Origin of the sequence: Streptomyces sp., from assembly GCF_031178505.1 — a bacterium.
GTDB classification, from domain to species: domain Bacteria; phylum Actinomycetota; class Actinomycetes; order Streptomycetales; family Streptomycetaceae; genus Streptomyces; species Streptomyces gulbargensis.
Genome location: NZ_JAPSIW010000096.1, coordinates 1 through 14,007, shown reverse-complemented (window position 1 = coordinate 14,007; position 14,007 = coordinate 1). Strand labels below are relative to the sequence as shown.

13 protein-coding genes are annotated in these 14,007 nt (G+C 77.0%); 2 read left to right on the top strand and 11 right to left on the bottom strand.

Annotation, left to right across the window (positions count from 1 at the left end):
* Positions 1 to 268: hemerythrin domain-containing protein (locus tag RIF68_RS10055; RefSeq protein ID WP_309050813.1), on the bottom strand; the 268-nt coding region annotated here is incomplete at its 3' end.
* Positions 269 to 444: 176 nt separating this feature from the next.
* Here RIF68_RS10055 and RIF68_RS10050 point away from each other — a divergent pair.
* Complete coding sequence (locus RIF68_RS10050; protein ID WP_309050812.1) at positions 445 to 1,479, top strand: DNA topoisomerase IB; 1,035 nt, start codon at positions 445 to 447, stop codon at positions 1,477 to 1,479.
* Positions 1,480 to 1,523: 44 nt separating this feature from the next.
* Here RIF68_RS10050 and RIF68_RS10045 read toward each other — a convergent pair whose 3' ends face one another.
* The 3 genes from RIF68_RS10045 to RIF68_RS10035 are packed head-to-tail and all read right to left on the bottom strand — an operon-like array spanning position 1,524 to position 2,456.
* Entirely contained in the window at positions 1,524 to 2,033 is a 510-nt protein-coding gene (locus RIF68_RS10045) for a DUF5709 domain-containing protein (protein WP_309050811.1), read from the bottom strand.
* Between the two features lies 1 nt (position 2,034).
* Positions 2,035 to 2,217 (bottom strand): hypothetical protein, encoded by a 183-nt coding sequence (locus tag RIF68_RS10040; protein WP_309050810.1) that lies wholly within the window; start codon positions 2,215 to 2,217, stop codon positions 2,035 to 2,037.
* Positions 2,218 to 2,258: 41 nt separating this feature from the next.
* On the bottom strand, positions 2,259 to 2,456 hold the full coding sequence (locus RIF68_RS10035; RefSeq protein ID WP_309050809.1) for a hypothetical protein: 198 nt from the start codon (positions 2,454 to 2,456) through the stop codon (positions 2,259 to 2,261).
* Between the two features lie 333 nt (positions 2,457 to 2,789).
* On the opposite strand from RIF68_RS10035, the gene RIF68_RS10030 reads away from it, so the two are divergent.
* Positions 2,790 to 4,013 (top strand): cytochrome P450, encoded by a 1,224-nt coding sequence (locus RIF68_RS10030; RefSeq protein WP_309050808.1) that lies wholly within the window; start codon positions 2,790 to 2,792, stop codon positions 4,011 to 4,013.
* Positions 4,014 to 4,270: 257 nt separating this feature from the next.
* On the opposite strand, the gene RIF68_RS10025 is transcribed toward RIF68_RS10030, so the two are convergent.
* From RIF68_RS10025 to RIF68_RS09995, 7 genes are all read right to left on the bottom strand, one after another.
* On the bottom strand, positions 4,271 to 5,899 hold the full coding sequence (locus RIF68_RS10025) for an adenosine deaminase (RefSeq protein ID WP_375165685.1): 1,629 nt from the start codon (positions 5,897 to 5,899) through the stop codon (positions 4,271 to 4,273).
* A gap of 86 nt (positions 5,900 to 5,985) precedes the next feature.
* The gene (locus tag RIF68_RS10020; RefSeq protein WP_309050807.1) at positions 5,986 to 7,212 is read right to left on the bottom strand and encodes a cation:proton antiporter; all 1,227 of its coding nucleotides are present in this window, start codon (positions 7,210 to 7,212) and stop codon (positions 5,986 to 5,988) included.
* A 557-nt stretch (positions 7,213 to 7,769) separates the two neighbouring features.
* On the bottom strand, positions 7,770 to 8,255 hold the full coding sequence (locus RIF68_RS10015) for a TrkA C-terminal domain-containing protein (protein ID WP_309050806.1): 486 nt from the start codon (positions 8,253 to 8,255) through the stop codon (positions 7,770 to 7,772).
* A 120-nt stretch (positions 8,256 to 8,375) separates the two neighbouring features.
* Positions 8,376 to 10,121: an ABC transporter ATP-binding protein gene (locus RIF68_RS10010; RefSeq protein WP_309050805.1), complete on the bottom strand. Its 1,746-nt coding sequence runs from the start codon at positions 10,119 to 10,121 to the stop codon at positions 8,376 to 8,378.
* The gene (locus RIF68_RS10005; protein WP_309050804.1) at positions 10,118 to 11,857 is read right to left on the bottom strand and encodes an ABC transporter ATP-binding protein; all 1,740 of its coding nucleotides are present in this window, start codon (positions 11,855 to 11,857) and stop codon (positions 10,118 to 10,120) included. The genes RIF68_RS10010 and RIF68_RS10005 overlap by 4 nt, the downstream gene beginning before the upstream one ends.
* Positions 11,854 to 13,071, bottom strand: coding sequence for a SagB/ThcOx family dehydrogenase (locus RIF68_RS10000; protein WP_309050803.1), 1,218 nt, complete (start codon positions 13,069 to 13,071; stop codon positions 11,854 to 11,856). The genes RIF68_RS10005 and RIF68_RS10000 overlap by 4 nt, the downstream gene beginning before the upstream one ends.
* 8 nt (positions 13,072 to 13,079) lie before the next feature.
* The coding region (locus RIF68_RS09995; RefSeq protein ID WP_309050802.1) for a YcaO-like family protein at positions 13,080 to 14,007 on the bottom strand (928 nt) is incomplete at its 5' end.

Below are 14,007 nucleotides of genomic sequence, written 5' to 3'. Positions count from 1 at the left end.
CGAAGTCCACGAGTTCGTACAGCATCCACAGCACGGCGTGGTGCTCCTCGACGCTCTCCAGGACATGGTCCTTGGTGTCGGGCGCCGCCTCCCGGGCCGCCGGGTAGAAGATCCGCTCCTCGATCCAGGCGTGGGCGGTGAGCTCCTTGATGACCTCGTCGGCGATCTCCCGCTTCCGGCGGTGCGCGTCCTCGCCTGCCCGCTCGAACTCCTTGAACAGCTTCTCCACCGTCTTGTGGTCCTCGCGGAGCAGCACGATGCCGTCCATGGGCGTCCTTCCTGTCCGAACCGTGCCCGGCGCGCGGCCGGGCCCTTCCGTTCCCACGCATGCCCCGCCGCGCCGAGGTGAACCTGCCCGCGCCGCCGTCCGGGTGAGCCGCCGGGCGCGGGCGGGCCCGGCGGCGCCGAGGAGTACGCGAGGGATGGCGGGGGCAACCGTGAGGCGTGCGACTGCGGACGAGCGATCCCGAGCGTCCCGGCTGGCGGCGCGTGCGCCACGGCCGGGGCTTCCGGCTGCTGGACGAGACGGGCCGACCGCTGGGGCCCGCCGGGAAGGAGCGGGTGCGTGCTCTCGCCATCCCGCCCGCCTGGCGGGACGTGTGGATCTGCCCCTGGCCGAACGGACACCTGCAGGCCATCGGCACCGACGCGGCGGGCCGCCGCCAGTACCTCTACCACCCGGAGTTCCGGGCCCGGCAGGAGCGCGCCAAGCACGCCCACGTACGGGAGGCGGCGGCCGCCCTCCCCCGGCTGAGGCGCGCGGTGGAGGAGGACCTCGCCCGCCGGGGCCTCTGCCGCGAGCGGGTGCTCGCCTGCGCGGCCCGCCTCCTGGACCTGGGGTTCTTCCGGGTGGGGGGCGACCGCTACCGGCGGGACAACGAGTCGTACGGGCTGACGACGCTCCTGCGCGAACACGTCCGCTGTTCCCGGGAAGAGATCGCCTTCGCCTACCCGGGGAAGTCCGGGAACTACATCACCGCCTCCGTGGTGGACGAGGAGGTCCGCCGGGTGGTGCGGGCCCTGCTGCGCCGCAGGGGCGGCGGTGACCAGGTGTTCGCGTACTGGGAGGGGCGGGCCTGGCACGAGGTGCGGGCCGGGGAGCTCAACGCCTACCTGCGGGAGAAGGCGGGGGTGGAGCTGAGCGCGAAGGACTTCCGCACCTGGCACGCCACGGTTCTGGCGGCGGTGGCGCTCGCCGTGTCCGAGCGGGCCGGCCGCGAGTCGGTGACGGCGCGCCGCCGTGCGGTGGTGCGAGCCGTCCGCGAGGTCGCCTCGTACCTGGGCAACACCCCCGCGGTCTGCCGGGCCTCGTACATCGCGCCGGCGGTGCTGGAGCGGTACGCGGAGGGAGTGACCGTCGCCCCGGCGCTCGAACGGCTCGGCGAGCACGGGGTGTTCGGGCAGCCCGCCACACAGGGCGCGATCGAACGGGCCGTCCTCGACCTGCTGGAGGAGAACGGCCCGTCCTCGCGCGGCTGACCCCGCCCGCTCCCCTTCCGGGGCCGGGCGGGGCCTGCCCGCGCTCAGGTCTCGGGGAGGTCGTCGTCCGGGGATCCGTACGACGCGCCGTCGACGTCCGTGTCGCGGTGCACGGCCGCCTCCTCGGCGGTCGCGATGCCGTCGTCCGGGCCGACGTCCCTGGCGGTCACGCCGCCGGGGACGCCGGAGTCGGGTGCGGCCAGACGTCCGGCGCGGGTGGCGCCGGCCTCCTGGTCGAGGGGCTCCCCCTCGCCGTCGGGCAGGTCGCCCAGCTCGTCACCGTCGCCGGGCCCGATGTCGGGCTGCTCCTCGGCGAGCCGGTCGTCGAGCGGGGCGCCCTCGCGCTGCTCCCGCGGGGTGGTCCCGTACGCGGTGACGGCGCGCGGCCGTTCGGGCGGCGACCAGCCCGGGCCCTCCAGGGACTCCGTGGGACCGGTGCCGAGCTCGTTCTCGGGGTCGGGCGGGCCGCCGGGCCGGTCGGTGGCGTCCGAGCCTTCCGGCTGGTGAACGTCGTCCCCGCGCGCGTCCTCCGCGGCCGAGGGGTCCCCGGTCATGTCAGCTCTCCTCTCCCGTGCGGCGTTCCCCCTGCTCACCGTAGGGCGGCGGGTCGACCGGCGGCTCGGGGTCGTGCCACTCCTCGACCCGGGTGGGCCTGCCGGAGCGGACCAGACCCTCGACCTCCTTCTTGCGTGCGTCGTCGAGGCGGGGGCCGGACTTGTTGCTGCCGCGATCCATCATCGTTCTCCTGCGGGTGGTGCCGGCGACGGTCGGGCGGGCGCTCAGTGGGCGGCCGCGCCGGGTTCCACGTGCCCCGTGCCCGGGGCGGGAACGGGCTCCGCGGGGGGCGGCGCGGCGAACGAGCGCCGCCGTACCTCCGCGCGGGCCTCCTCCAGCAGCGTCCGGAACTCCTCGTCCGTGAGCCGGGGACGGTCGCTCCGCGCCCGGTCGGGTGCCTTCCGTTCCGCGCGGTCGCGCATCGGGGGCCTCCTCCCGCCGTCGCTTCCTTACGCCTGCGCGACTACCCCCTCGGCGGCGGGACAGACATCCCCGCCGGGGATTCGTCCCAGGTCGGCGGTGTGCGCGGGCCCGGTGCGCGCCTCCGGCGGCCGTGGTGGTTGATCGTGCCGTACCCGGGCAGTCGCTCCCGGAAGCCACCCCTCCGGGCCCCGTCCCGCGGGGGTGGACCGGGCCCGTCGCCGGATCCGTACGGCTCTCGGAGCCGTGGCCGTACGGATACGACGCGGGTCCGTACGCACGTGACCACACGCGGCGGAGCGCCGGCTGGCGCGGCCGCCGGAACGGGAGGCACCGTGACGGCCGACAAGACCCTCGCCCTGCTCCTCAAGGGCTACGCCTGGCTCCCCGGGCTGCGCCGCGACCACCCCGGCGACGGGCCGCTGCGCACCCGCCTCATGGGGCGGCCGGTGCGGGTGCTGCACGGGCCCGAGGCGGTGGCCTACTTCTACGACGAGCACCACGCGCGGCGGCACGGGGCGCTGCCCGGCCCGGTCCTGGACACGCTCTTCGGGCGGGGGGCCGTGCACACCCTGGACGGCGCGGACCACCGGGCCCGCAAGGCGCTGTTCCTCGCGCGGCTCACCCCACCCGCCGCCGTCGGCGCGCTCGCCGGGCGGGTGCGGGAGGAGTTCCGGGCGGTCGTGGGCGGCCGGCGCGGCCAGGAGGTCCGCCTCTTCGACGAGGCCGCCCTCGTCCTGGCGCGCGCGGTGAGCGACTGGGCCGGGCTGCCCGGCGGCGACCGGACGGCCACCGACCGGCTGGCCAGGGACTGCGTGGCCATGGTCGACGGCTTCGCCACGCCCGGGCCCCGGCATCTGCGGGCCCGGCGGGCGCGGGCCCGCCAGGAGGAGCTGCTGTCCCGGGCGGTCGTCCGGGCGCGGGAGTCCGGCGCCGCCGCGGCGGACACCCCCTTCGGGGCGGTGCTGAGCCACCGGGAGGCGGACGGCTCGCTCCTGGATCCGCACGCGGCGGCGGTGGAGCTCCTGAACATCGTGCGGCCCACGGTCGCGATCGCCTGGTTCACGGCCTTCGCCGCGCACGCGATGAGCCGGCGCCCGGCCGTGCGGCGGCGGCTCGCGGAGGAGGGCGACCGGGGCGCGTACGCCGTCTCGTTCGCGCACGAGGTCCGGCGGTTCTACCCGTTCGTGCCCTTCCTGGGCGCCCTCGCGCCCGACGGCCTGGTTCTGGACGGCGAGCGTCTGCCGCGCGGCACGATGCTGCTCCTGGACGTGTTCGGGCAGAACCACGACCCGGCGCTGTGGGAGGAGCCGTACCGCTTCGACCCGGAACGGTTCCTGCGGGCCGGTCCGCACCGCGACGAGCTGATCCCGCAGGGCGGGGGGCCGCGTGAGGGGCACCGCTGCCCGGGTGAGGACATCACGGTCGCGGTGCTGTCGGTGCTGGCGCGGGAGCTGGCCCGGCTGGACTTCGCCGTCCCGGACCAGGATCTGCGGATACCGCTGAACCGGATCCCGACCCGGCCCCGCAGCGGTGTCCGCCTGGTGGTCGGGGCCTGAGCCGGGGCCCGGCGGCGCGCCGGAACGGGCGGCCGAGGGTGCGCATCTCCCCGCTGACCTGGTTGAGGTCCTGGTTGTTCCGGACGGCCGCGACGAGGCGGGGGCCGGTCCGTTCGTCGGCGTACCCGGCGGCGGTGACCAGTCCGGCGAGGCCGTTCATCCGCACGGCGCCGACGAGGGCGGTGGCGCGGAAACCTCGCGGCACGTGCCGGTGCCCGCCGCGCCCCGGCGGGTGCGGCGGGCACGGGCATCCGGTGTCAGCGGCCGGCGAAGGTGCTTTCGAACCGCTGGAAGGCGCTCTCCTGACGCCACTGGGCGGCGGCGCGGGGGCTCGTGGTCAGCAGTTCGCGGCAGGCCCCGCCGGGCTCGGCGGCGCCGGGGCGGGCGGCGCGGCAGGCCGCGGTGAGGCGGTAGCCGTCGCGGGTGGGGTTGCCGCGCCACAGGCTCCGGCCGGGCAGGAAGGCGTACTGGAGGGACGCCCGGGCCAGGTCCTTGAGCTCGGGGTAGGTCAGGCCGTAGGTCCGGGCGGCGTACTGGTACTCGTGGGTGATGTCGACGCGGCTGACGCCGGGGTCGTCGGTGGCCAGGACGACCGGCACGCCGTGGGCGCGGTAGGTCTCGAAGGGGTGGTCGTGGCCCTTGACGCCGAGGATCTGGGCGTTGCTGGTGAAGGGGACCTCGACGGCGACCTGGCGGTCCGCCATGGCGCGGGCGGTGCGGCGCCAGTCGTCCTCGTGGACGAGGTCGACGCCGTGGCCGACGCGTTCCGCGCCCGCGACGCCGACGGCCTCGGCGATGTGGAAGGTGAGGTCGGCGGGCTTGACCAGGCCGGGCCACAGTTCGCCCGCGTGCAGGGTGACGTGGGCCTTCGGGTAGATCTTCCGGAGGTGGGCGATCATGCGCATGTGGAGGCGGTAGTCGCGGAGCGCGACGGCGCCGTCCTCGGGCTGGACGAGGTTGACGGCGACGAAGCGGCCGTCGCGTTCGGCGAGGCGCATGCCCAGGGCGATCTGGGTGAAGACCCGCTCGGGGGCGGTGCCCCGCGAGACCTGGGAGATCCAGCGGACGGGCAGCGCGCAGCCGGGCCGGGCCCGCTCGGTGCCGCAGGCGGCGGCCCGGCGGAACTCGGCGTCGCCCTGGTCGGCCTCCGCGCGCGCCTCCTGGACGAGCCGGTCGAGGCGTCCGCCGGCGGTGAGCCGCTTGTGGAGGGCGGTGAGGTCGTCGGTCCAGCCGACCTCCGCCGCCAGCTTCCTGGCACCCTCCGAGGCGGGGGTGACCATGGTCTCCAGGTAGAACTGGTTCTGCCGGACGACGCCGTCGGCGACCTCGGCGAGGAGCTTGCCCCGGTGCCGCCAGGTCACCTCGCCGAACTTGCCGAAGGCGTCGAAGAAGTGGTCGTGGCCGTTGCCGCCGGGCGGGAAGTCCTGCATGGACCAGGCGCGCACGATCGCGTCGTGGAAGGCCCGGTCGGTCAGCGCGTCGGCGGCCGGGCGGGTGCCGGCGCCGCACGGGGCGGCGACGGCGGTCATCGTGCGGGTGTCGACGCACAGTCCGTCCTCGGCGGCGAGCCGGATCAGGTATTCCGTGGACACCGCCCCGGCGAGGTGGTTGTGCAGGTCGCCGCCCTTGGGGAGGCGTTCGAAGAAGCGGCGGGCGAGGCGGGGGTCGGCGCGGACGGCGTCCAGGTAGGCGGCGGTCGCCGCCTCCGCCGGGGTCCGCGCGCCGGACGGGGCCGCGGGGCGCTCGTCCGAGGGGGCGGCCGCGGAGGGGGTCGCGGCGAGCAGGGGGACGAGGCTCAGCGCGCCGAGCGCGGCGGGCAGGAGGCGGCGGGTACGGAGGCGGGTGCGGCCTCCGGTTCCGGTGGGTGTCGAGATCACGGGCGACATGATCACGCACGGTGACCGTCCCGGCCGGGCCCGACGCGGATCTCGGGGCGAAGGCCACCCGACCGGGGCACGGGTCGTTCACATGCTCAGGCGTCGACCGCGACGGTGTCGGCCGTACGTTCGGCCTGTGCCGGGGCCTGGGCGGCCGGGGCGGCGGGCCCGCGGCGGCGCGGGAACCGCCGGGCGAGCGGCTCGGTGAAGCGGGCGGTGAGCGGCCCGAGGAGCACGAGGATCAGGACGTAGGCGGTGGCCAGCGGGCCGATGCGGGGCTCGACGCCCACCGCCAGACCGGCGATGACGATGGAGAACTCGCCGCGCGCGACGAGCGTGCCGCCCGCCCGCCAGCGGCCGGCGCCGCCGATGCCGGCGCGCCGTGCCGCGTACCAGCCGGTGGCCACCTTGGTGAGGGCGGTGGCCACGGCGAGGATCAGGGCGGGGACGAGGACCGGCGGGATGTCGGCGGGGTCCGTGGAGAGCCCGAAGAAGACGAAGAAGACGGCCGCGAACAGGTCGCGGAGCGGGGTGAGGAGCGTGCTGGCGCCTTCGGCGACCTCCCCGGAGACGGCGATGCCGACGAGGAAGGCGCCGACGGCGGCGGAGACCTGGAGCTGCTGGGCGATGCCGGCGACGAGCAGGGTGAGACCGAGGACGACGAGGAGGAGCATCTCGGCGTTGTCGGAGGAGACGGCCCGGCTGATGAGGCGGCCGTGGCGCAGGGCGACGTAGAGGACGGCGCCGACGGTGCCGAGGGAGATGAGCAGGGTGACCGCGCCGCCGGCGAGGCTCACCCCGGCGAGCAGGGCGGTCAGGATCGGGAGGTAGAGCGCCATCGCCAGGTCCTCGATGACGAGGACGCCGAGGATGACGGGGGTCTCCCGGTTGCCGAGGCGGCCGAGGTCGCCGAGGACCTTGGCGATGACCCCGGAGGAGGAGATCCAGGTGACGCCGGCGAGGGCGACGGCGGCGACGGGGCCCCAGCCGAGGAGGAGCGCGGCGGCTGCGCCGGGCACCGCGTTGAGGACCAGGTCGACGACGCCGGAGGGGTACTGGGTCCGCAGGTTGGTGACGAGTTCGGAGGCGCTGTACTCCAGGCCGAGCAGGAGCAGCAGCAGGATCACGCCGATCTCGGCACCGGTGGCGACGAACTCCTCGCTGGCCTGGAGGGGGAGGATGCCGCCGTGGCCGAAGGCGAGCCCGGCGAGCAGGTAGAGGGGTATCGGTGAGAAGCCCACCCGGCCGGCCAGGCGCCCGAGCAGGCCCAGGGCGAGGATGATGGCTCCGAGTTCGATGAGCAGGGCGGTCGTGTGGTGCACGGGCGTCGGACCTCCGGTCGGGTGCGGTGACGGCGTCAGTGCCTTCGGGACGCGGGCGGGGCCCGGGTCCATTGAGCTGCGCGGGTGGGACGGTTCGAGAGGGCGGCGGGCGCCGGCGGGCGAACGGGTGGCGCGGGCGGGCGGCGGCCGTGGGGTACGGCGGGGCCGGGGTGCGTGGCGTACGCCGGCGCTCCCGCCCGGGGAGGAGCCGGCGGTGCGAGGCCCGGCGGTCCGTCCGCCGGGGCGTCAGGAGCGGGCGGTGGCGCGCCCGGTATCGGGTACGCCGTCGCGGGCCGTGTTGTCGATGCGTACGGCCCGGGCGGGACGGCGGCGGCGCCTTCGGGGCGCCGTGGGGGCGGACGTGCGGGGGATGTGTGTGTCTCGCACCGCGGCGCACCCCCGAACCCGATCACCGGCGGCGGCCGGACGGCCGCTCGCTCCACTTCCAGGAAAGATGAGCGCGTCTCCGCTCGGTCGAGCGTAAGCGCCCGGTAAAGAATCTTACCGTAGGACATTTTCCGCGTGCGGGGAGTGAGCGGTCATCCGGGAGGAACGGGTCACTCCCGGCCCAGGATCACGGCGGCGGCCTCGACGCCCTCGCGGGTGCCGATCACGAGGAGCGTGTCCCCGCCCACGAGCCGGAAGTCCGGTGCCGGAGAGGGGATCGCCTCGGCCCGGCGCAGCACGGCGACCACGGAGGCGCCGGTCTCCGAGCGCAACCGGGTGTCGCCGAGCGTCCGCCCGTTCCAGTGGGCGTGGGCGGAGAGTTCGATCCGGTCGGCGACGAGCCCGAGGTCGGTGGTGGACAGGAGGCTGGAGCTGTGGTGGGCGGGCATCAGCGCGCCGATCAGCGCCTCCGCCTCCCCCGCCGTCAGCCGGGCCGACAGGGCGCACTCGTCGGGATCGTCCCTGCGGTAGGCGTTCAGCGTGCGGCTGCCGTCGCGGTGGGCGATGACCGACAGGCGGCGGTGCTCGCGGGTGGTGAGGTCGTAGCGCACCCCTATCCCGGGGAGGGGCGTGCTGCTCGTGTGCGGAACCGGCATGGGGACTCCCGGACTGTGCGGTCGGACGGACGCCGTCGATCGTGATCCCTCGCGTACCGGACGGGCAAGCCCGACCCGCTCGCGAGGACGCGGGACGCGGCCGGGAGCGGTGGGCCTGTCTCAGCGGGGAGCGAGGGCGAGCACCCGGGTCAGGGCGCCGCCGGGCCGGGCGGTGAGCTCCTCCCAGGTGCCCTCCTCCACGATCCGGCCCCCCTGGAGCACGGCGATCCGGTCGGCCCGGCGGATGGTGGCGGGCCGGTGGGCGATGACGAGTGTGGTCCGCCCCGCACGTGTGCGGGCCAGCGCGGCGGCGAGTTCGGCGTCGCCGCCGTTGTCCAGGTGGGCGGTGGTCTCGTCGAGGACGAGGACGCGGGGGTCGGAGAGCAGCGCGCGGGCGAGGGCGATGCGGGCGCGCTGGCCGCCGGAGAGCGTGGCGCCGCGCTCCTCGATCAGGGTGCCGAGGGCGGCGACGCGGTCGACGCCGCACAGCTCCGCCACCTCGGCCAGCCGGTCGTCACCGGCGTCGGGCGCGGCCAGGCGGAGGTTCTCGGCCAGGGTGCCCCGGAAGAGGGGGGTGTCCTGACCCACGACGGCGATCGCGCTCCGGAGGTCGGTGTCGGCCAGTTCGCGCAGGTCGACGGGCTCGCCCGTGCCGGGCACCAGCCGGACCGCGCCCGCGAGCGGATCCCAGAAGCGGGCCAGCAGGTGGGCGCAGGTGGACTTGCCCTCGCCGGAGGCGCCGACGAGCGCGAGCGTCCGGCCGGCGGGCACGGCGAGGTCGAGGTCCCGGAGCACCGGCCGGTCCCCGTAGCCGAAGCTCACCCTCTCCAGCCGCAGCCCGAGCGGGCCGGGCGGCAGCGGGCGCGGGGCGGCGGGTTCGGGGGCGAGGGCCGGGGCCGTGACCGCCGCGTCGACCCGGGCGGCGGCGGCGCGCAGTCCCATGGCCTGGCTGAGCGAGCGGGCGGACTCGGCGACCGGGCCGAGCACGGCCAGGGCCAGGGCCATCGCCGCGGGCGCCCAGGCGCCGTCGAGCCGTCCGGCGCTCACGGCGCGGGCCGCGGCGGCCACGACGCCGAGGACGGCCAGGACGATGAGCAGATCGCGTACGGCGGCGGACACGGCCTCGCGGGTGACCTCGGCGCGCTGGGCGTCCCCGAGGGTCCGGCCCCGCGCCGCCAGCCGTTCGCGGCGTGCGGACAGCCCGCCGAAGGCCAGCAGTTCGGGCAGGCCGTCGACGCTCTCCACGGTGTCGGCGGACAGTTCGGCGGCGGCCCGCCGGGTCCGGCCGCCGCGGAGCGTGCGGCCGCGGGCGTCGGCGAAGGGGGCCAGGGCGAGGAGCAGCGCGACCGGGAGGAGGGCGGCGAGGAGCCAGGGTTCGGTCCGGGCCAGCACCACCGCTCCACCCGTGAGGACGGTGCCCGAGGCGAGGAGTTGGGCGGTGGTGTGCGCGTAGAAGAACTCCAGGGACTCCACGTCGGCCATCGCCGTCGCGGCCAGGTCACCGCTGCGCCGGCCCGCCACCCGGGCGGGGGCGCTGCGGGCGAGGCCGTCGAAGATCCGTACCCGCAGCTCGGCGAGGACCCGGTAGGCCAGGTCGTGCGAGAGGTCCATCTCCCGCCAGGTCGTCAGGGCGCGCAGGACGACCAGGGCGGCGAGCGCTGTGACGGTGGTGGCCGAGGGGGCGCGGCCGGTGCCGACCGCGCTGCCGACGGTGTACGCGGCCAGGGTGACGAGGGCGACCAGGGAGGCCTGTTCGACGACGGCGGCGGCACAGGTGCGCGCGATCAGGGCCCGGTGTCCGGCGAGCGCCGGCAGGAGGGCACGCAGCGCGCCCCGGCCGTGGGGCAGGTCGTGGGCGGTGCTCATGCGGCGAGTCCTTCGTCCTGGGTACGGCCCGCCGCGGCGAGCTCGGCGTAGAGTCCCCCGGCGGCGACGAGGGTGGCGTGGTCGCCGACGGCGTCCACACGGCCGCCGTCGAGGACGACGATGCGGTCGGCGTGCCGCACGGCGGCGAGCCGGTGGGCGACGACGAGGACGGTCCGGCCGCGCGCGGCGGCCGTCAGGTCCCGGACGATCGCGGCCTCGCGGCGTTCGTCGACGGAGCTGGTGGCCTCGTCCAGGACGAGGACGGAGGCGTCGGCGAGCAGCGCGCGGGCGAGGGCGAGGCGCTGGCGCTGACCACCGGAGAGGGTGGCGCCGCGTTCGCCGAGGACGGTGGCGTAGCCGTCGGGGAGGGCGGCGATCTCGTCGTGGACGCCGGCGGCGCGGGTGGCGCGTTCCAGGTCGGCGTCGGTGGCGCCGGGCCTGGCCAGCCGCAGGTTGTCCGCGATGGAGGCGTGGAAGAGGTAGGTCTCCTGGGAGACGACGGCGATGCCCCGGCGCAGGGAGTCCAGGGTGTACGCGGCGGTGGGGCGGCCGTCGACGGTGACCTGGCCGCTCCCGGGGTCGTGGTGCCGCAGGAGCAGGCCGAGCAGGGTGGACTTGCCCGCGCCGGAGGGGCCGACGAGCGCGGTGGTCCGGCCGGCCTCGGCGGTGAAGGTGACGCCGCGCAGGGTGGGCGCCCCGGCGCCGGGATGGGTGAAGGTGACGTCCTGGAAGTCGATCCGGGGTGCCCGGTGCCACCGGGCCGGGACGCTTCCCGTGTCCGGGACGGCCGGTTCGGCGGTGCGCAGGGCGGCGAGGCCGTCGGCGGCGGACGCCCCGAGGTAGCCGGCGTGCCATTCGCGGGCCAGGTCGCGGACGGGCCGGAAGCACTCGCCGGCGAGCAGCAGCACCAGGTAGGTGCCGGTGGGGGTGGTGCCGCCGGTGACGGCGGACCAGCAGGCGAGCAGCGCGGCGGCGGCCGTGCCGCCCTGGACGGCCAGGTCGGTGATGCCGGTGTCGACCAGGGAGACCCGGAGTTGGGCGACGGTCGCCCGGTGCAGCTCGGCGGAACGCTCCTCCAGACGCCGCCGGGTGCGGCCGACGGCGCCGGCGGCGCGCAGGGCGGGCATGCCCTGGAGGGCTTCGAGGTAGTCGGCTCCCAGCCCTTCGTACGTGTCCCAGTGCTCCTTGCCGCGCCGGGCGAGGAGCCGGTCCCAGGCGCGGGGGCCGGCGAGGGCGAGGAGCAGGGCCGGGACGAGTCCGAGGAGCGCGAGCGGTTCGACGGCGGCGACGAGGACCAGGAGCGGGACGGGCGCGACGAGGGTGACGAGCAGCTGCGGCAGGTAGCGGGAGACGTAGGCGTCGACGCCCTCCACGCCGTCGACGAGGGTGGTGCGGACGGCTCCCGTCCTGGCGGTCGTCAGATGCGCGGGCCCGAGCCGGCCGAGGTGGGCGAGGAGTTCGTCGCGCAGCCGGACCCGGACGCGGGCGCCGGCACGCGCGGCGGTACGGCGCTGGGCGCAGCCGAGCGCGGCGCGGACGGCCACCACGCCGAGGACCGCCGCGAGCAGCGCGGGGAGGGACTCGGCGCGGCCGAGGGCGACGGCGGCGAGCGCCTGGGCGAGCAGGACGGCCTGGGCGAGCCAGCCGAGGGTGACGGCTCCCTGGAGGAGGGTGGCGGCGAGCAGCGTGCGGCGCGCGTGGCGTGCGGCGCGGCGCAGCTCCGGGTGGATGATCACGGGGTCCTCTTCTCGGGTCGGCCCGACGGCCCGGCCCCGCTCCCCCGCCCGCTGCCGGGGGTGAGGGAGAGGGCGAGGCCGTGGACGATCCAGTTCTGTTCGGGTGCGCCGCCGAGGGCCGCGCCGAGGTCGGCGCACTGCCAGGAGCCGACGGGCCGGGTGGCGAGGCCGTGCCGGGCGGCGGTGAGCTGGGCGCGGCCCACGGCGTACCCGGCGTGGAGGTGGTCGCGGCGGATGCGGGGCGCGTCGGCGCCGGACGGGCAGCCGTGGGCGAGCAGGACGGCGCCCGCGCCGGCGAGCCAGCGCTGCCCGGCCGCCCAGACGGCGAGCGCGGGGCGGGCGTCGCCGGCGGCGAGCCGGCGCAGGGTGCCGTCGGGCGCGCTCTCGAGCAGCGCCGGTTCGGGACCGCCGACCGCGACGCACCAGCGCAGACGCCCGGCGCCCGCCGCGCGTGCCGTGGCGAGGACGGCACGCAGGGCGTCCGGGTCCGGCGTGCCGGTGAGCGGCGGCGGGGCACTGCGGCGGGCGAGGAGTTCGGCGGGGGTGGGCGGTGCGGGGTCGGCGGGGACGGGGCCCGGCGGCGGGGGGACGTGGACGGTGGCCTGCGGGGTCTCCGCAGCGCCGTCGAGGCGGGGACGCGGCGGTACGGCGCCGAGCGCGAGCGCGGCGAGACACAGCGCGGCGGCGGCGTGCCCGGTGTCGAGCAGCAGCAGGGGCGCGGCGCGGTGGCCGTAGTGGGCCTCGGTGCGCCGGGGGGTGACGGTGAGTTCGACGGTCACGCCGGGCGGTACGGCGAGGGGGCCGGCGTGCGGTGCCGTGGCCGGGTCCGGGGCTCCGGCCCGGGGCGCTCGGGGCGGGGGCGCTCCGGGCGGGGCGGGGGCCGGCCCGTGGGCGCGGTGGGTCAGCGGGTGGGCGCGGTGGGTCAGCGGGTCGTAGCCGTACCGTCCCGGCGGCAGCGAGCAGCCCTCGCCGACGGCCAGGACCGCGTCCACCGGGTGCAGGGCGCCGGCGGACGGAGCCGGCCGGAACCGGCCCGTGGCGTCGGCCGCGGCGAGGGAGAGGCGGAGCAGCCGGTCCAGGTCGAGCCGGCCGGGCCCGGCCGGGGGAAGGGCGAGGCCGGGTCCTGGCCAGGCGGGGACCGGCGGCCCGGCGGGGGTGTCGGGCCCGGGTGCCTCGGCGCCGCGGGCCCGGGCGAGGGCGGTGACGAGATCCACGGCGCGGCTCACATGTGGGGCGGAGGGGCGAGGGTGAAGTCCTCCGGCGCGCGGGGCGCGGTGGTGCGCCAGCCCCGGGCCACGGCGGTCTCCGCGAGCCGCGGACAGCCGAAGTAGCCGAACGCGGCGGGGGCGTTGGGGAGGAGCCCGGAGACCAGGACCCGGGCGACGCGGAGGGCCGTCTCGCCGATGTCCTCGGTCGTCAGGTCGAAGGTCATGACGCGGTGGCCGCCGCGTTCCAGGGCCTCGTCCATGGCTTGCCTGCTGCCGGGGGCGACGGCGGAGAGGGGGACGACACCGAGCGCGGGCGCGGTGAAGCGCCGGGCTTCGGCGGCCATGCGCGGGTCGAGCCAGACCTGGACGTGGGCGCCGAGGTCCCGTACGCGCGCGAAGTGGTCGCCGCAGGAGTCGAGGTAGCGCCGGTCCTCGCGGTGGTCGAGGTAGAGGCCCTTGGCGAGCAGTCCGGCGTCGACGGCCTGGAAGACCCAGCCGTCGGGGTCGGTGAGGCCCTGCGTGAAGACCCAGGTGTGCACGGCTTCGAGGACGGCCTTGCGGGCGGCGTCGGCGGGGTCGTACTTGCAGGCGAACCCGGCGGCGTAGAGGTCGAGCCTCGGGTCGTGGACGAGGGCGGCCATGCAGGGGGCGAACTCGGAGGGCATCTCGGTGATCCACACCCGCAGCCCGCTGCCGGCGAGGTCGTCGGCGAGGCCGGGCACGGTGGCGGGGTCGATGCCGCGGGTGGGGCCGTCGAGGTGCCACCACAGTTCGAGGGCGTCGCGCTCGGCGATTTCGAGCAGGGCGCGTTCGGCGGCGTCGTCGAGGCCCTGGCCGGTGGCGATGCCGGCGTAGTTGAGGTGGTGGGTGCGGGGCAGCGAACGCAGGTCGCCCTGCCGCCAGTTGAGGTGGGTGAGGGCGACGGGCGCCCACACCTCGGTG

Coding starts and splice junctions, on each gene's coding strand:
- RIF68_RS10010 (WP_309050805.1), bottom strand. CDS start 10,121: ATGAGCACCGCCCACGACCTGCCCCACGGCCGGGGCGCGCTGCGTGCC.
- RIF68_RS10045 (WP_309050811.1), bottom strand. CDS start 2,033: ATGACCGGGGACCCCTCGGCCGCGGAGGACGCGCGCGGGGACGACGTT.
- RIF68_RS10040 (WP_309050810.1), bottom strand. CDS start 2,217: ATGATGGATCGCGGCAGCAACAAGTCCGGCCCCCGCCTCGACGACGCA.
- RIF68_RS10015 (WP_309050806.1), bottom strand. CDS start 8,255: ATGCCGGTTCCGCACACGAGCAGCACGCCCCTCCCCGGGATAGGGGTG.
- RIF68_RS10025 (WP_375165685.1), bottom strand. CDS start 5,899: ATGTCGCCCGTGATCTCGACACCCACCGGAACCGGAGGCCGCACCCGC.
- RIF68_RS10035 (WP_309050809.1), bottom strand. CDS start 2,456: ATGCGCGACCGCGCGGAACGGAAGGCACCCGACCGGGCGCGGAGCGAC.